Source organism: Pseudoalteromonas sp. GABNS16E, from assembly GCF_028598715.1.
Classification (GTDB): Bacteria; Pseudomonadota; Gammaproteobacteria; order Enterobacterales; family Alteromonadaceae; genus Pseudoalteromonas; species Pseudoalteromonas atlantica.
Genome location: NZ_JAQREZ010000070.1, coordinates 1 through 17,756, shown reverse-complemented (window position 1 = coordinate 17,756; position 17,756 = coordinate 1). Strand labels below are relative to the sequence as shown.

At 39.6% G+C, this 17,756-nt stretch carries 18 protein-coding genes and 1 pseudogene; 17 read left to right on the top strand and 2 right to left on the bottom strand.

What is annotated here, in order from left to right; translation table 11 throughout:
* From PSI06_RS19015 to PSI06_RS18940, 16 genes and pseudogenes are all read left to right on the top strand, one after another.
* Nucleotides 1–93: pseudogene (locus tag PSI06_RS19015) on the top strand (IS5/IS1182 family transposase); the annotation flags it as partial.
* A 199-nt stretch (nucleotides 94–292) separates the two neighbouring features.
* A complete protein-coding gene (locus tag PSI06_RS19010) occupies nucleotides 293–571 on the top strand; it encodes a hypothetical protein (RefSeq protein ID WP_024031759.1) in 279 nt (92 codons plus the stop codon).
* A 223-nt stretch (nucleotides 572–794) separates the two neighbouring features.
* Complete coding sequence (locus PSI06_RS19005) at nucleotides 795–1,376, top strand: LON peptidase substrate-binding domain-containing protein (protein WP_004586417.1); 582 nt, start codon at nucleotides 795–797, stop codon at nucleotides 1,374–1,376.
* A 69-nt stretch (nucleotides 1,377–1,445) separates the two neighbouring features.
* Nucleotides 1,446–2,069 carry a sigma-70 family RNA polymerase sigma factor gene (locus PSI06_RS19000; protein WP_004586416.1) on the top strand — a complete coding sequence of 208 codons (624 nt, stop codon included), beginning with the start codon at nucleotides 1,446–1,448 and terminating at the stop codon, nucleotides 2,067–2,069.
* Nucleotides 2,062–2,742, top strand: a complete 681-nt coding sequence (locus PSI06_RS18995; RefSeq protein ID WP_054981919.1) for a ChrR family anti-sigma-E factor — start codon at nucleotides 2,062–2,064, stop codon at nucleotides 2,740–2,742. The genes PSI06_RS19000 and PSI06_RS18995 overlap by 8 nt, the downstream gene beginning before the upstream one ends.
* Nucleotides 2,743–2,750: 8 nt before the next feature.
* Nucleotides 2,751–3,704: a YbgA family protein gene (locus PSI06_RS18990; RefSeq protein ID WP_096042971.1), complete on the top strand. Its 954-nt coding sequence runs from the start codon at nucleotides 2,751–2,753 to the stop codon at nucleotides 3,702–3,704.
* Nucleotides 3,704–5,095, top strand: coding sequence for a deoxyribodipyrimidine photo-lyase (gene phrB, locus PSI06_RS18985; protein WP_273605056.1), 1,392 nt, complete (start codon nucleotides 3,704–3,706; stop codon nucleotides 5,093–5,095). The genes PSI06_RS18990 and phrB overlap by 1 nt, the downstream gene beginning before the upstream one ends.
* Nucleotide 5,096: 1 nt before the next feature.
* On the top strand, nucleotides 5,097–5,525 hold the full coding sequence (locus PSI06_RS18980) for a nuclear transport factor 2 family protein (protein ID WP_024031753.1): 429 nt from the start codon (nucleotides 5,097–5,099) through the stop codon (nucleotides 5,523–5,525).
* A 2-nt stretch (nucleotides 5,526–5,527) separates the two neighbouring features.
* On the top strand, nucleotides 5,528–6,238 hold the full coding sequence (locus PSI06_RS18975) for an SDR family NAD(P)-dependent oxidoreductase (RefSeq protein WP_273604624.1): 711 nt from the start codon (nucleotides 5,528–5,530) through the stop codon (nucleotides 6,236–6,238).
* Nucleotides 6,235–7,491, top strand: coding sequence for an NAD(P)/FAD-dependent oxidoreductase (locus PSI06_RS18970; RefSeq protein WP_096042974.1), 1,257 nt, complete (start codon nucleotides 6,235–6,237; stop codon nucleotides 7,489–7,491). The genes PSI06_RS18975 and PSI06_RS18970 overlap by 4 nt, the downstream gene beginning before the upstream one ends.
* Nucleotides 7,484–8,221 (top strand): DUF1365 domain-containing protein, encoded by a 738-nt coding sequence (locus PSI06_RS18965; RefSeq protein WP_054981923.1) that lies wholly within the window; start codon nucleotides 7,484–7,486, stop codon nucleotides 8,219–8,221. Before PSI06_RS18970 ends, PSI06_RS18965 begins: the two co-directional genes overlap by 8 nt.
* A gap of 53 nt (nucleotides 8,222–8,274) precedes the next feature.
* A complete protein-coding gene (locus PSI06_RS18960; protein WP_273604625.1) occupies nucleotides 8,275–9,537 on the top strand; it encodes an SAM-dependent methyltransferase in 1,263 nt (420 codons plus the stop codon).
* Nucleotides 9,512–10,024 carry a DUF2878 domain-containing protein gene (locus tag PSI06_RS18955; RefSeq protein WP_055254122.1) on the top strand — a complete coding sequence of 171 codons (513 nt, stop codon included), beginning with the start codon at nucleotides 9,512–9,514 and terminating at the stop codon, nucleotides 10,022–10,024. The genes PSI06_RS18960 and PSI06_RS18955 overlap by 26 nt, the downstream gene beginning before the upstream one ends.
* Before the next feature lie 50 nt (nucleotides 10,025–10,074).
* Complete coding sequence (locus PSI06_RS18950; RefSeq protein WP_055254401.1) at nucleotides 10,075–10,548, top strand: chalcone isomerase family protein; 474 nt, start codon at nucleotides 10,075–10,077, stop codon at nucleotides 10,546–10,548.
* A gap of 1 nt (nucleotide 10,549) precedes the next feature.
* Entirely contained in the window at nucleotides 10,550–11,089 is a 540-nt protein-coding gene (locus tag PSI06_RS18945; protein ID WP_055254124.1) for a DUF3833 domain-containing protein, read from the top strand.
* Between the two features lie 206 nt (nucleotides 11,090–11,295).
* Nucleotides 11,296–11,571 carry an HU family DNA-binding protein gene (locus PSI06_RS18940; protein ID WP_004586404.1) on the top strand — a complete coding sequence of 92 codons (276 nt, stop codon included), beginning with the start codon at nucleotides 11,296–11,298 and terminating at the stop codon, nucleotides 11,569–11,571.
* A 207-nt stretch (nucleotides 11,572–11,778) separates the two neighbouring features.
* Here the strand turns inward: PSI06_RS18940 and ilvN are convergent, their stop codons facing one another.
* Both ilvN and PSI06_RS18930 read right to left on the bottom strand, forming a co-directional pair.
* Nucleotides 11,779–12,276, bottom strand: coding sequence for an acetolactate synthase small subunit (gene ilvN, locus PSI06_RS18935; protein WP_004586403.1), 498 nt, complete (start codon nucleotides 12,274–12,276; stop codon nucleotides 11,779–11,781).
* The gene (locus PSI06_RS18930; RefSeq protein ID WP_054981927.1) at nucleotides 12,276–14,000 is read right to left on the bottom strand and encodes an acetolactate synthase 3 large subunit; all 1,725 of its coding nucleotides are present in this window, start codon (nucleotides 13,998–14,000) and stop codon (nucleotides 12,276–12,278) included. Before PSI06_RS18930 ends, ilvN begins: the two co-directional genes overlap by 1 nt.
* A 444-nt stretch (nucleotides 14,001–14,444) precedes the next feature.
* On the opposite strand from PSI06_RS18930, the gene PSI06_RS18925 reads away from it, so the two are divergent.
* A complete protein-coding gene (locus PSI06_RS18925; RefSeq protein ID WP_273604627.1) occupies nucleotides 14,445–17,444 on the top strand; it encodes an immune inhibitor A domain-containing protein in 3,000 nt (999 codons plus the stop codon).
* The last annotated feature ends 312 nt before the right edge of the window (nucleotides 17,445–17,756 follow it).

Sequence of the window (17,756 nt, the reverse complement as noted above, 5' to 3'; positions counted from 1 at the left end):
ATAGCCACGCGGTATGAAAAGCTTGAACGAAATTATCATTCAATGCTCGCTTTAGCATTTACTATGATGTGGCTACCAATGTGGGCTGATTGATATATGTACTACAAAGATCAACAGCCCCTAGTCAAAAAATTAAAAAGGTTAGTTAAATTAACCAAGACTGAATACTGCGTTGCTGTATGGTTTTTAATATAGTCTTTATATATCAATGATTTAATTTTTATTTTTCTGTTGGCACAACCCTTGATTATGTTATTGCGTCTAAACAATATACACAACAAGGAATACCATTATGAAACATTCAATTAAAATCGCTATGGCAAGTTTATTAGTATTAGGTTCTTCGCAAGTACATGCGAGTGAAGTGGACTTAGATGTAACTGATATTATAACGCAAAACGTAACAAGCTATATTAATCAAGCAACGGCAGAACTTGAACAATCAATTTCGCAGAGCCTTAGTTTTGATGCCCAGGCAGTACTTGAGCAATTTGTAAATCAAGCGCAAGAACAAGCTGACGTTACCACGCAGTCTACAATGCCGGTAACTACGCAAGTTAAAGCTAAATAAGTGTAAAAGGATAAGACGATGAGTAACGAATTAGGATTATTTGCACTTATGTTGGCGCCTGTTGTAAGCATGATTAGTGTTTACTATATGGTTCAAGTAATAAAAAGTATGGGAAGTTGGATCAACTTTTAATTTATAGGTAAATAATTCGATTTGAGTAAGCTGATCGACTTAGTAAAAGCGCACGTAAATAAAGGCAGTGTAATTTAAAGAAGTAGACTTTATGAAACGTGCGATTTTCCCATTACCAATATTTGTGTTACCAGAAGGCTATACGCGTTTGCGTATATTTGAGCCTAGGTATTTAAACATGGTAAAAACCGCACTACAAAATAATGTCGGTTTTGTGCTATGCACCTACCAGCACGACACGCCATTTAATATTAGCGCTCAGGGCTGTTTGGTCGATATTATCGACTTTGATCAAGACCCTAGCAATATGCTACTTATTGATGTGTACGCTGCTAAAAGCGTGCAAATAAATGACGTTTACCAAGATGAAAGTGAATTGCGCCATGGCTTATTAAGCGATTGCAATACGCCGTATTGGTACAATGACTCACACAGTGAAATTTCGGCTGATAATCAACGTTTGTCTGATTCTTTGCAGGACATATTTTTAAACAATAAAGAGCTTTCTAGTTTATATAGGCAAACCAAGTTTGATAATTTAGCCTGGGTAGCTGCCCGCTGGCTTGAACTATTACCTATATCTATCGATAAAAAACAGCAACTTGCGTTCGAAAGTAACTTTGCTAACTTACTAAACTTCCTCCATACTGTGATCAACAATGAATTTGCCTAAAATAATGTGATCTGCGTTTAACTGCTTGGCGTATAGATATGTACAAAAGCATACACGGGATTAATTATTATGGTAAGTCAACAACCCTCACCACGTTGTGAACCTAATACAGGTAAATATACTGCCATGCCAGAAACGCCAAGTGCAGAGCTTATGCAAGCTCTGCTTGATGTAGCTACTTCGCGAGACAAAAGAGCGTTTGCTTACTTATTTGAATACTTTTCGCCAAAAATTAAACGCTTTGGAATTAAGCAATTTGGCTCTGAGGCACAAGCAATGGAGCTTGTACAAGAAACACTAACCTCAGTGTGGCGTAAAGCGCATTTGTATCACAGCGATAAAGGGGCTGCGACGACTTGGGTATATACCGTAATGCGTAATGCCTCATTTGATATGCTCCGTAAAATGAAAAGTAATAAAGAAGAAAATATAAGCGAAGATATTTGGCCACTTATTAACGAATCTCAAGATACAACACTTGAATTTAGCGACCACTTGGAAGATCAACAAATTAAACGTTACCTAGACAAACTACCAACCGCACAGCGAGAGGTAGTCAGAGGTGTTTATTTCCAAGATATGTCGCAAGAGCAACTTGCTCAACAATTAAATATTCCTGTAGGCACGGTAAAATCACGATTACGTTTAGCCTTGCAAAAATTACGTAATGAAATGGGAGATCAGCATGATTAAACATCACCCTAGTGAATCTTTACTAGCACAATATTGTTCAGCGCAGTTACCTGCATCGTTAAGTGTTGCGGTATCTATACACGTTGATATGTGCCCAGTTTGCCAAGCAAAAGTGGCAAAACTTGAAGCCGCTAATGCAAAGGATGTATTTAGCGAGACGCCACACGCCCCTGATGCATTAAATTTAAGTAACGACTTACAAGCACCAGATTTTGACGCTGACCTGCTAGATTTGATAACCGCCGATGCTAGCATTGATGAAGTTTACGAAGTTGAGCCGGTAACCGTACAAGTTAACGAGCATAACTACGAATTACCACGCGCCTTAACACGCATTTCGCATGGGCGTTTTACGCAAGTGGGTAAGCTTGCTCGCTCTCGCGTTGCTATTGATGATGGCCCATTGCGCTCAAGCCTTTTACATATTGGCGCAGGGGGCGAAATCCCCGAGCATACTCATACTGGTTTTGAAGTAACCTTGCTACTTGATGGTGAGTTTAGTGATGAAGAGGGCAGTTACGTGCCAGGGGATTTTATTTGGCAAGATGGCTCTCATCAGCACACCCCACTTACAAAAGATGGCTGTTTATGCTTTACAGTAGTCAGTAGTGCGCTACATTTTAATAAAGGGCTCAGTAAGTTACTTAATCCTATAGGTAACTTGATTTATTAAGAGAATTTATGCAAACAGACACAATAAAAATAGGTATTAGCGCCTGCTTAGCAGGCGAAAAAGTACGTTTTGATACAGGCCATAAAAAGTCTAACTTTTGTATGGATGAACTTGGAAAACATGTAGAGTACACGCGTTTTTGCCCAGAGGTAGCCGTAGGGTTACCTATTCCTAGGCCAACCATACGCCAAGTACGCGTAGGCGATACAATAAAAGTATGTCGCCCAGATGGCACTGGCGATGTTGGGCCTAAGCTAACTGAATACGGTAAAAAAGTAGCCACAGAGCAAGCTAAAAACCTAAGTGGTTTTGTTTTTTGTGCGAAAAGCCCTAGCTGCGGTATGGAAAGAATTAAAATTTATAACGAAGCGGGCACCGGCAATACCTCTGAAGGCGTTGGTTTTTTTGCTGAGCAAATAATGAAGCACAATCCATTACTGCCATGTGAAGAAAACGGCCGCTTAAACGACATGCATTTACGCGAAAACTTTGTAATGCGGGTGTACGCCTATAAACAGTGGCAGTTATTAGCATCTGAGCCGCTCACAGTGCATAAGCTTACCCAGTTTCATTCGCAATATAAGTACTTATTGATGGCTCATAATTATCAAGCTTACCGCGACTTAGGTAATCTCCTTGGTACTTATAAAGGTGATGATATTAACGCTTTAGCAGATGAGTACATTCTTGGGTTAATGAACGGCCTTAAAAAGCCTGCATCACGCAGGAATAACTGCAACACGTTAATGCACTTGCAGGGCTACTTTAAAAAAGACTTATCTAAGGTTGAAAAGCAAGAGCTACGCGATGCCATCGATGAATACCGTCAAGGTTTAGTGCCTTTGTACGTACCGCTTACTTTACTAAAACATCATCTAAAAGTACACCCTAATGAATACCTAGAAAAGCAGGTGTTTTTTAATCCTTACCCTAATGAACTAAAATTACGTTACGGCATATAATGAATACACTTTTTTGGTTTAGGCGCGATTTGCGCCTTTTTTCTAACGAAGCGCTTATTGAAGCGCTAAATAATGGCGCTAAACAGGCCATTTTTTTTATCTGCGAAAAGCAATGGCAACAACACAACGCCGCTCCCATTCAAATAGATTTACTAAAAAGACGCCTCAATTATATACGCGAGCAGCTAGCGCAGTACGCAATAGAGCTGCATATTTTTGACGCTCCTTACTTTGACGATTGTGAAAGTGCGCTTTTATCATTTTGCGATAAACATCAGGTAAAACATGTAATTGCCAATAAAGAGTATGAGTTAAATGAAGTAAATCGTGATGCGCAAATACTTGCAAAGTGTGATGATAAAAATATTACGTTTACCCTCTATGAGGGAGGTGTAATAGCGCCTGTAGGCAGTGTTAAAAACCAAAGTAACGAAATGTATAAAGTGTTTACACCATTTAAAAAGCAGTGGCTTAAACAACACCAAGATACTCACTTTAGCTTATTACCGTGGCCTTTAAAAAAACAGCCGATAAATAACAACGCACAGGCCATTAAAAGTGATGGCAGCTCAGAAAAATGGCCGGTTGATGATGAAAGCTTAGCAACCATTGTTGATAATTTTATTTGCGACAAATTAAGTAGCTACGACGATCAGCGTGATATACCCAGTATTAAAGGCACATCGGGTTTAAGCCCTTATTTAGCTCTGGGTATTATAAGCCCTAAGCAGTTACTGGTTAATATTCAAAACCGCTACCCAGATATTTTAACAATATCTAAAAGTAAAACTTTTACTTGGGTAAACGAGCTTATTTGGCGCGAATTTTATCGTCATTTAATTGCGCAATTTCCTAAGCTTTCTCGTGGTGATAACTTTAACGAAAAGTACAATGGCGTTAAATGGCGTAAAAACGAGGCTGAGTTTAAAGCCTGGTGTGAGGGAAAAACAGGTTACCCACTCGTTGATGCAGCGATGAGACAGTTAGTTCAAACCGGCTGGATGCATAACCGTTTAAGAATGGTAGTTGCCAGCTTTTTGACCAAACATTTATTAATTGATTGGCGTGAAGGCGAGCAGTTTTTTATGCAGCACCTTATTGATGGCGATTTAGCCTCTAATAATGGTGGTTGGCAGTGGGCTGCAAGCACTGGCTGTGACGCGCAGCCTTATTTTCGCGTATTTAATCCTATCACTCAAAGTGAGCGCTTTGATCCTAATGGTAAATTTATACGTAAATATTTACCGGAGCTTGAAAAAGTGCCAGATAAACATATTCATTTTCCTCATGCTTATTTAGCGTCAATAGGGGCTGATAAGCAATGTTACTGGCCGGCAATCGTAGATCATAAAGCAGCTCGCGAGCGTGCAATAGCTGCATTTAAGGGGTGATATGGAAACAGCATTACCGGTAGCAAAATTTGTAGAAATATATCAACAACTCGATAAATCAAACCTGCATTTGCTTAATGATATTTACAGCGAGCAAATTAAATTTAAAGACCCAATGCACGAAATACACGGGCTAAGCGAGCTTACCCGATATTTTTCTAATCTATATAGTAATGTTAAGCATTGTCAGTTTGATATTAGCGACACGTACGAGCGTGATGATAAAGCATTTTTGTATTGGACTATGCATTACGCCCACCCAAAACTGGCTTCTGGCAAAACTATATCGGTAGAAGGGCACAGTAAGCTGGTATTTAAAGAAGGTAAAATTATTAACCACCGCGACTATTTTAATGTCGGTGAAATGTTATACAAGCATATTCCCATTTTGGGTGGCGTTATAAATTACATAGATAAACGAGCAGGGTAGCGATGAATATTTTAATTACAGGTGCAACCTCAGGTATTGGCGAGCAGCTTGCAATAAAGTACGCTCGGCAAGGCAACACCGTGATTGCTTGCGGTAGAAACCTTGAAAAGTTAGCTGAGCTTGAAAAACACACCAATATTAAAGCGTGTCAGTTTGATGCCACAGACCTTAAAGACATAAAGCAAGCAGCCCTGGGGTTTAGTGCATTTGATAAGGTTATTCTTAACGCTGGTAACTGTGAGTATGTAGATGATGCCCGTAACTTTGACAGCGCTTTGTTTGAGCGAGTTATTTCAGTAAACCTGCTGGCAATGGGCTACTGCCTAGAGGCACTATTACCAAAAATTAGTGCGGGCGGACAACTTGTGCTTGTTAGCTCAAGCGTTACGTATTTACCTCTGCCACGCTCTGAGGCTTATGGCGCATCTAAAGCCGGAGTAAGCTATTTAGCGAAAAGCTTAGCAATCGACTTAAACGATGTTGATGTTACGTTGGTGCACCCTGGTTTTGTTAAAACCCCCCTTACTGATAAAAACGATTTCCCAATGCCTATGGCCGTCACTGCAACAGAGGCCGCCGATTATATGATTAAGGGGATCAATAAACGCCGTAAAGAAGTTCATTTTCCTTATCGGTTTACGCTTATTTTAAAAGCATTACGTATTTTACCGTTACCACTTTGGTTACGTTTAGCAAAAGGATTAGCCCGTTGAAAAAAATAGCAATAATAGGTTCTGGCGTATCGGGTTTAACCTGTGCTCATTTACTGCATAAGCATTACGATATTACTGTATTTGAAAAAAACGATTACATTGGTGGTCATACCGCGACAGTAGAGATATCTGATGCTGGGGTTAAACGCGCAATAGACACGGGCTTTATCGTATTTAATGACCGCACTTACCCGTACTTTGAAAAACTACTCGCGCGCATTGGCGTAGACAGACAAGAAACACAAATGAGCTTTAGTGTTCATAATCAAGCAAGTGGTTTTGAGTACAACGGACACACCTTTGCCAGCTTATTCGCTCAAAAAAGAAATATATTTAGGCCTAAGTTTTGGCGCTTGTTAAGCGATATAGTTAAGTTTAATAAATTATGTAAAGCAATGCACAGCGAGCAAAACTACCCTAAAGATCAAACGCTGGGTCAGTTATTAGATACGCACGGCTTTAATGACTTTTTTAAATACCATTACATTTTACCTATGGGGGCGGCTATTTGGTCAACCAGCATCAAAGAGATGCAAAATGTAGGGGTTGAGTTTTTTGTAAACTTTTTTTACAACCATGGCTTACTTGATGTTACAAACAGGCCGCAGTGGTATGTAATCCCTGGTGGGTCTAAGCAATATATTAAGCCGCTTATTAAAGGTTTTGCAGAGCGGATAAAACTAAATACCGACATTGAGACGGTTACGCGTGTTGATAATAAAGTAATTATTACTTTTGAAAATGGCGAACAAGCTGAATTTGATAAAGTGGTATTTGCGTGTCACTCAGATCAAGCCCTTGCATTACTTGGTGATGCGACTGAGCAAGAACAGGCTGTATTAGGTGCAATTCCTTATACCGAAAACTCGGTAGTATTGCATACAGATACCAGTTTACTGCCAGATAGAAAAGCCGCCTGGGCTAGCTGGAATTACTTACTAAACGAAAATACCGACAAAGCAGCGGTTGTTACATACCAAATGAATATACTGCAAGGTATTGACTCAGATACACAATTTTGTGTAACCCTTAATCACTTAGAAGGGATTAACAAAGCAAATATATTACGTGAGTTTACTTATCATCACCCTGTTTTTAACGAAGCATCCATTGCCGCACAAAAACTCAAGCACACTGTTGATGGCCAAAATAATAGCTATTTTTGTGGTGCTTATTGGTATAACGGTTTTCATGAAGATGGTGTTCGCAGCGGGGTAGATGTGGCTAAGCAATTAGGTGTTGAATTTGAATAGCGCTGTATACTTAGGCGATGTAAGGCACAGGCGCTTTGCGGTAAAAAACCATCAGTTTAAATACCCGCTTTATATGATGTGGGTAGATTTAAAAAATCCGTTATTGCTTAATAACATTCACCCTATGTTAGGTACTTTTGGGTTTAAAGCACTGCGTTTTAATCAAGCCGATTATTTAAACACACTGCCAAACTCAGAGCCATTAAGTATTATTGAACGTGCACAGTGCCAAATAGAAAAACTAGGTGTTAAAGAGACGTTTTCGCATATTTATATGCTTGGCCAACTTAGGTGTATGGGCATTTATTTCAGCCCTGTAAATTTTTACTTTTACGGTAATAGCACCGATAACTTTAAATATATGGTGGCTGAGGTAAGCAATACGCCGTGGAATGAGCGCCATTATTATTTGGTGCCCTTACAAAAAAAAGTGAACTTTAAGAAGGCTTTCTCCGTATCACCCTTTATGAATTTAGATATGGACTACCATTGGCAGGTACAACATACAGCCGATAACACATTAATTCATATAGAAAATAAACGTGGGGATGAGTTGTTATTCGACGCGTCTTTACGATTAAAGCGAAGTCAGTTAACGAAGCAAGAAGTTAATAAATTATTAAAAAAATTTCCTGCGATGACTTTGTCTATTTTCAAAGGTATTTATGTGCAAGCACTTAAGTTGTTTATTAAAAGGGTTCCTTTTTTAGGTCATTCAGGAAAACCTTAGTATAGTTAAACAAGCTTAGTTGCGGGTAGTGATACAATTATAAAGGGTTTAAGATGGAAAAAGTCTCAAGTATAAACTGCCAAGAGCAAACTGGTTGGTTTACAAACTTATATAAAAAGCTAGTCACCAAAGCCTTTGCAAGTATTGAAACAGGCCAAATAGTGTTAGTTGAGAACAGTCGCTCAACAGTATTTGGTCAACAACATTCAGACTTAAAAACCACGATTACCGTTAACGATACTGCCATGTACAAAGCATTTGCGCTATCTGGCAGTGTGGGTGCTGGTGAGTCTTATATTCTTGGGCAATGGTCGTGTGATAACTTGACCAAACTCATCGAAATTTTTGCCATAAACCAAAAACAACTAGATGCTTTTGAAAAAAAATTCTCGTTTTTTAGTGGCCTAGCCCACCGTTTTAACCATCTTAAAAACAGCAACTCAGAATCTGGGTCGAAAAAGAATATCGTTGCACATTACGATTTGGGCAACGATTTATACGAGTCATTTTTAAGCGAGGAAATGCTCTACTCCTCCGCTGTTTATCCATCAAAAGACGCTTCTCTTGAGGATGCTCAACAAAACAAGCTGAAACAAATTTGTGAGCAGGTAGAGATAAACGAAGGCGATTCAGTTATTGAAATTGGCACAGGCTGGGGGGCGTTTGCTATTTACGCGGCCACACATTACAACTGTCATGTGACCACAACAACGATTTCTGATGAGCAATATGCCTATGTTGAAAACAAGGTTAAACAGTTAGGACTTGAAAATAATATAACTTTGCTCAAGCTTGATTACCGTTTATTAGAAGGTCAATACGACAAGCTTGTATCAATAGAGATGATAGAAGCAGTAGGACATGAATACCTACCAAGCTTTTTTAAGCAATGTAATAGTTTGCTTAAAGAAGACGGTGCAATGCTCATCCAAGCGATTACTATTGGCGATCAACGTTATCAACATTATTTAAAAAACTCTGACTTTATTCAGCAGTATATTTTCCCCGGTGGTTGTCTGCCTTCAATTAATGAGATGAGCGAGCAAATTAAAAACAATACCGATATGGTTATTCACACTGTAAGCGACATAGGCGCGCATTATGCTAGAACACTAGCCGATTGGCGCACACGCTTTATTGATAACTGGCACACCCTAGACAGTGACAAGTTTGATGAGCGTTTTTACAGATTATGGTTATTTTACTTTGCTTATTGCGAAGGCGCTTTTAGAACGCGAGCAACCAGTACCGTTCATTTAACGGCGCGTAAACCACGTTTTACCAGTCAAAATGACGAAATTGCCCTTAATTATTAATTTTGTGCTTTTTCAAACAGTGTGGTTTTTATCACTGTTTTTAGAAGCTCAATCTGTTTTATACACCTCTGGTATTGTTGTGCTTATGTTTGTTTTATCAAAGCAGCATAAGCTCGACGCGTTGCTTTTAGTCAAAGCTTTACCAATTGCGCTGTTATGTGAATACCTTGCTGTGCAGCTAAACCTTTTGGAATTTAAAGTATCCCCTTTTCCGCTTTGGTTAGCCTTGCTATGGGCAGCATTATTGCTTTGCTTAAACACATCAATGGCGTTTATTACTAATCTAAAACTTTGGCAAGCCTATTTAGTGTGCTTAGCCTTGGCGCCAATTAGTTATTATTCAGGCGCTCAATTTGGCGTGCTTAGTATTTATTCACCTGTGTGGATGTTTTGGCTTCTGTACGGCGCACTGTGGGCTGCTGCCTTTACATTAATTCTTATTATTAACCAAAAAATTAAAGCGATTATAAATTTTAGCAAGCAATAACAGGAGCTTGTATGAATATCACCGCAAAAATATGTGCAATAACGGCCACAATGATTATGGCTACTTTTTTTACCCCATTGAGCTTTAGCGAAGAGCAAACTGACTTTAAAAAAGTGGGCGAGGCGCGCATGGAATATTTATTTTGGGATGTTTACGATGCAACGTTATATACCCGCTCAGGGAGTTACAAACAGGGGGCGCACCCAGTTAAATTTACGCTCACCTATTTGCGAGACTTTGCAGCAAAAGACATTGTTAAAGCCACTAAAGAGCAATGGCAGCATTTAGGTAAAAGTGACTTATCTGCTAAGTATGCTGATAAATTGCTCGCTCTTTGGCCAGACATTAAAAAAGGCGAGTCGTTAAGCTTACAAACATCACCAAGCGGTCAGGCTACTTTTTACCATAATGATAAAAAGTTAGGTGAAATTAGTGACTCGCAATTTGCCAATCAGTTTTTAGCTATTTGGCTAAGCCCAAACACCTCAGAGCCAGCACTTAGAAAACAATTATTAGGGATTTAACATGCGCAATATAAATAAATTTAAACAGCTATGTATTTTAATGGCCGCATTATTTTTAGTGAGCTGCTCCGCGCCAAAAGTAGAGCACTACAATAGCAGCAACCCAGAATTTGATTTTAAAGCGTTTTTTAGTGGCGATTTGAAAGCATACGGCGTTGTGCAAGATTATAAAGGCGAACTCACACGTAAACTTGTTGTCACTATGAATGCGCGCTGGAAAGGGAACGAGGGCGTTATAGAGGAAGACTTTGTGTATGACGATGGTGAAACACAAAAGCGTATTTGGTATGTCACCCTTAATGACGATAATAGCTTAGTGGGACGTGCTGATGATGTGCTTGGCATTGCAACCGGTAAAAGCGCAGGCAGTGTGTTTCATTGGAACTACAATGTGGCCTTACCCTATGACGGCAGTACGCTTGAGGTAAATTTTGATGATTGGATGTACCTGGTTACACAATCGCGCTTGATAAACCGAACGTCTATTGTTAAGTTTGGTGTCGAGGTTGGGGAAGTGACCTTAGTTATCGAAAAAATATAGAGCAGTGTGTTATTAAAAGTGTGCCTTTTGTGTACTTAAATTAAGTTTTAGTTAACCCAACACGCTGTATTTTACCGAGAATTATTAAAATTTTACGCATTTTCGAAGTATTTAAGCAAAAAATGCAATTTGCTGTTGCTAACTCCTTAAAAATGCATAAAGATAGGTTTTGCGAAGGCAAAATAATAACGAATAGGAATCTAACAATGAATAAAGCTCAATTAGTTGAAAAAATCGCTACTGATGCAGAAATCTCTAAAGCTGCTGCTACACGTGCACTTGACGCGTTTACTGGCGCTGTAACTTCTTCTTTAAAAGAAGGTAATTCAGTTGCATTAGTAGGTTTTGGTACTTTCTCAGTTAAAGAACGTGCAGCACGTACTGGCCGTAACCCACAAACGGGTGCTGAGATCCAAATCGCAGCGGCAACTATCCCAAGCTTTAAAGCAGGTAAAGGTCTTAAAGACCAAGTAAACCCTTAATTGGCGCTTTACAGAATTTTTTAAAAAAGAGCTATTTAGCTCTTTTTTTTTGCCTGCATTAAAGTAGTGAGCTTACCTAAGCTTATTCTCACATGCCTAATTAGGTATTAATGCAGGGCGTTGTAAGGCAAGGCTTAGCATAAAAATCCCTGCTAATTGCTTAGCAGGGATTTAATATAAAACGCTTAACGTTTAAGCTTTAATTAATTACGCTTTTAATGCTTTATCACCACGGCCGATCCCTACAGCACCAGAGCGCACCACTTCAATAATGTCGGTTTCATGGCGTAGGGTGTCTAAAAACGATTCTATTTTGTCTGTGCTGCTTACCAGTTGTAAGCTGTAGCTTTGGCGTCCCATATCTAAAATAGCACCTTGGAACACATCTACCACGCGTGTAACCGCTGCACGGGTGGTTTCGTCTTGGGCAAATACTTTAACAAGTAATAATTCACGTTCGATGTGACTCATTTCGGTTAAATCAATAATTTTAAGTACATCAACTAATTTATTAACTTGTTTAGTAATTTGCTCAACGATTCTATCATCACCCATAGTGGTAATGGTGATACGTGACAGTGACTCATCATCAGTAGTGCCCACTGTTAAGCTATCTATGTTGTAGGCGCGCTGTGAAAAAAGCCCAACAATGCGAGATAAGGCTCCCGGTTCGTTTTCTAATAAAATAGATAATATACGACGCATTATGCTTTTACTCCTTTACGTAACCACATCTCATCAATGCCACCTAGTTTAATTTGCATTGGGTATACATGTTCTTTTTCATCTACGTTAATATCTAAAAATACCAAACGGTCGTTAATGCTCATGGCTTTATCTATAGCAGGTTGTAGCTCATCTAAAGTATCTACCTTGATGCCTACATGGCCATAGCTTTCAACAAGTTTTACAAAGTCAGGTAATGAATCCATATATGAAGATGAATGGCGACCGCCGTAAATCATATCTTGCCATTGGCGTACCATGCCTAATGAGCGGTTATTTAGCGAAACCACTTTTACAGCCAAGTTGTACTGTAAGCATGTTGATAGCTCTTGAATATTCATTTGAATAGAGCCATCGCCGGTTACACACACTGACTCTTTATCAGGAAAGGCAAGCTTAACACCCATCGCTGCTGGTAAGCCAAAGCCCATGGTGCCTAAGCCCCCTGAATTGATCCATTGGCGAGGGTTTTTAAATGGATAATATTGCGCTGCAAACATTTGGTGCTGACCCACATCAGAGCTTACATATGCGTCACCATTAGTGGCTTTATACACTGCTTCTATAACAGCTTGAGGCTTTATTTTGTCGCCATCGGTGTTGTAGCTTAGGCACTTTTGCTCGCGCCAGCTAATAATTTGTCGCCACCAATCCTCTTGTGCACTGCGATCAATTTGAATGCTACTTTTATCTATGCCGGCTTGCAGTTGCTCCATCACTGTGGCTAAACAGCCCACAACTGGAATGTGTGCTTTAATCGTTTTAGAAATAGAGGTCGGGTCTACATCAACGTGAACGATGGTTGCATTAGGGCAAAACTTTTTAACATTATTGGTTACACGATCATCAAAACGTGCTCCCAGTGCTAAAATTACATCGGCATTTGCCATGGCTTTATTGGCTTCAAGCGTACCGTGCATACCCAGCATACCCACGTAATTTGGGTGAATACCCGAAATACCGCCTAAGCCCATTAATGTATTAGTGATAGGTGCATTTAGCGATTCAACTAAGCGGGTTAATTGCTCAGAGGTGTTAGATAAAATAATACCGCCGCCTGAGTATATAACCAGTTTTTTTGCTTCTAAAATTGCGGTAACTGCTTTGCGAATTTGTTTAGAGTGGCCCTTTGTATTTGGGCTGTACGTTCTAAGCTCTGTTGTTTTAGGGAAGTTGTACTCAAACTTAATAGCAGGGTTAAGCATATCTTTTGGTAGCTCAACAACAACGGGTCCTGGGCGGCCAGTACTTGCAATGTAAAACGCTTTTGCCAAAATAGCCGGAATTTCTTCAGCGCTTCTGCAGTTAAAACTATGTTTTACAACCGGGCGAGAACAGCCAACAATGTCAGTTTCTTGGAATGCATCGTCACCAATCAAGCTAGTAGGTACTTGCCCCGATAATACCACCATCGGAATTGAGTCCATATAAGCGGTGGCAATACCTGTAATACAGTTAGTTGCGCCAGGGCCTGAGGTAGCAAGTACAACACCAACTTCGCCAGTAGCACGGGCATAACCGTCAGCCATATGGGTTGCGGCTTGTTCGTGACGCACTAAAATATGTTCAATGTCTTCTTGTTGAAAAAGTGCATCGTATAAATCTAAAACCGACCCACCTGGGTAGCCAAATATATACTTAACCTTCAACTCTTTTAATGCCTGAACAACTAGTTCAGAACCATTATATTCTTGTTTGCTCATCCTCATTCCTCTGTGTGCTGTTTATGCATAAAAAAACCCCCGCGTAGTGCGAGGGTTTTTAAAAAGCAATTTCACTTTTTAATACATCCCCGCTGGGCTTATCACTAAGACCACTACGAGTACGATTAAAAGGTGAAGTTGTTTTATCATAATTGTCACTTTATAAAAAGCAAAATGCTGCTTTAGATTAAAAATTCTATATGGGGTTATTTTTAAGGGTTTTACGTGCTTATGTCAACCTTGAAAGGGCTGTTTTGGATTAAAATTTCAAATTAATTTGTTTTCATACTAAAAAGTTGCACGCTATTTGTAGTTATATAAAAAATATGAAGAAATTATGCTAATTTTACCGAGTAACCATAATCGGTAAATAGGTGATTTGAGGGCTGTGCTTAATGCATATATTAGGTATGATAGAACAATAATTTATCTGGGGAAGATACAGTGAAAAAAATAATATGGCTTGGCTTATTTCTTTGCAGCCTAAATCTTAACGCAGCAAATACCAGTGCGCATGACCCAGGTATTATTAACAAACAAAGAATAGAGTATTGGTTAAATAAACGCGCTGATGCCCAACAAACCACTAACAAGCCAACGGTTGAAAGCTACTTAGCGAATACTGCACGGCTTAACCCTTCGCAGTTAAAACCTGTTTCTACCATGAAAGCCCGCTTAACCGCTAAGCAAGCCAATAAGCAGCTGCAATATGCAAGTGCGGCTAGCCCTAGCAACGCGCTAAATGAGGTTAAAGTACTGGCTATTTTAATTGATTTTCCTGATTTAAAGCACGATGACAATCAGTTAGTTGATGATGATACCGATATGTATTACGAAAATTATACAAAGGAGCATTACCAACAATTGCTTTTTAATGAGGGTGGGTTTGTTGGCCCTAATAATGAAACGCTTAGCAGCGTATACGATTATTATTACGACGCATCAGGTGCTAGCTTAACTTTTAGCGGGCAAGTATATGGGTGGGTTAGGGCAGACAGTAATGCAAAAATCTATGGTGAGCGCGTAGGTAACACACGCGATATAAATGCCCCCGCACTGATAAAAGAAGCAGTCGAAAAAGCCACTGCACAATTTGATATTGATTTAACGCAATATGATTTAACAGATTTAGATGATATTGACGGCGATGGCATTATCAACGAGCCAAACGGCATTATCGACCATGTTATGGTTTTTCATTCCAGTATTGGTGAAGAATCCGGTGGAGGCTATTTAGGCGTTGATGCAATTTGGTCTCACCGCTACTACGTATTTGATGAAAACAGTGAACCTGTCAGTATTGCGGGTAGTAGCGTTAAGTTATCGGGTTATACGATAAACCCAATAGATGCCAGCATAGGTGTCGTTGCGCATGAATTTGGTCACGACTTAGGTTTAGCTGATGAGTACGATTTACAGTCAAATACCGTGGGTGAGCCTGTATCGTCTTGGTCAATAATGTCTACTGGTAGCTGGGCTGGTGGTCCTAGGGGGTCGCAGCCCGTTATGTTTAGTGCACAGGCGCTTGAGTATTTACAAAACAGATACCGAGGCAATTGGGTGAGCCAGCTTAATTTAACCCTGGAGGAAGTGAACAGCCAGCCTCAGCAGTCGCTTGTTTATACTAGCTCACTTTCTCAGCAACAAAGCCAAATTAAAGTGACACTTGCGCAGCAGCTAGAAAAATTTAAAACCCCGGTTGAGGGTGATTTTCAATTTTACTCTGGTACAGGTAACAATCTAACACACACGCTTTCACAAACCGTGACCTTACCTGAGGCGGCTACACCACTGACTCTTAGCTTTGTAGCTTACTACAGTATTGAGCGCGATTATGACCTTGTACAAGTAAAGGTAAATCAAACTCCATTAGCTGGTAATTATACAATCGAGACAAACCCTTATTATGGCGATATAGGCCCGTATATAACTGGTGATTCGTTTTTACATGCAGATGCGCAGCAACCTAATGGTTTTTTAATGCATGAGTTTGATTTAACACAATATGCAGGACAAACCATTACATTAAGTATTGAGTATATTACCGATACAAACACACAGTATTATGGTTTTGTAGCCGATGATTTAAAAATAACAAACAACAATACTGTGATTTGGCAAAATAACGCAGAGCTGTCAGAGTCTACCTTAGCGTTAAATGGTTTTAGCCGCGTGAGTAGTTATATTTATGCTAAACCAGCCCACTACTATATACAGCTACGTGCGCACAGAGGTGTGGATGTCGGCTTACAAGCAGGGCAATATTCACCGGGAGTTTTATTGTGGTATAGCAATAGTGCATTTGATAACAACAACACAACTGATCACCCAGGGGGTGGTTTTAATTTAGTGGTAGATGCGGATCAAAAGCCAATTTATCGCGGTACAAGTAGCACCACACTTGCAGATACACCTATACAAGTACGCGACGCTGCATTTAGTTTATATCAGCAAAGTGCAGGTTTAGGCGATCAAGACTTGGCTGCCATTAGTGAGTTTAATGATCATTTTGATTACAGCTTTACGCAGCAGGCTGAATCAGGTGTGGTGCTTACTCCCCAAGGGTTCAACTTTGAAATAGTCAGCCAACACCCTGAAAGTGAAACAGCAGAGCTTTTGCTTAGCTATGATGCGCTACAACAAATAACCACAACAGTAAACGAGGCAACCGTTAGCTTTAATGTAGCCGGCTTAAAGTTAACCCCCACAGATACATTTTTATGGGATTTTGGTGATGGGCAATCGAGTACTGAGCTAAGTCCTACACATACCTATGCCGATTACGGCACCTATAGCGTTACCTTTTCGGCAATGGGTGAGACGACTACGCAAACACAAACTAAACAAATTAGTATCACAAAGCCGCTAGAAATTGAAAATTTAACGTATCAATTAAACGGTGCGACTTTATCTGCTCAAGCAATCGTAACTGGCGGTGAAGCACCTTACAACATGAGTTGGCTTATAGATGGTGAACCCGTATCGCAAACTGAGAACCTAGATTACCAATTTAGCTACTCTGGAGATTACACCCTCGCGTTAATAGTAACTGATACGCAAGGAATAAGTGTTAGTCAACAACATGCTTTGAGTGTTAATGCACCGCTGCAATTAAGTACACGCCATACGGCAAATAACTTAGCGGTACAATTTAATAGCTCACCATTAGGTGGTTCTGGTAATTATACGTATAGCTGGGATTATGGCGATAGCAGCCCACTAGGTATAACGCAAAACCCAAGTCATAATTACCAAGGTGCAGGTAGTTATACAGTAAAACTTGTACTCACAGACAGTCAAACCAATGAAGTTATAAGTAGTGAGCTAACAGTCTCGGTACAAGAAGCACAAAGTGAATCGTCATCAATTGGTGGGGCAATAGGTTATTTAATTGCGCTATTAGTGATAAGTGGGTTTTACCGGCGTATCAGCAATAAAGTTTAATGATTTGTGAAGTAATACCAATCGACTTAAATGTCTAATAACTTAACACCAGTGGTATAAAAGGTGATGCTCGCTGCATTAAAAATTCTATTTAAAATAAATAGCGTAGTTATGCCAAGTGATGTTATCAGCAAAGGTTAAAATACAAAAAAGCCAGCAATATGCTGGCTTTTTAGGCTTAAAACATGTCTTGTCCTGAAATGTGTTTACACATTTAGGACTTATTTTATGAAAACCACTAAAACTAAAGACGTTAAGCGTACTCAGCGAGATTATACATTAGGCTTTAAATTATCTATTGTTGAGCAAGTA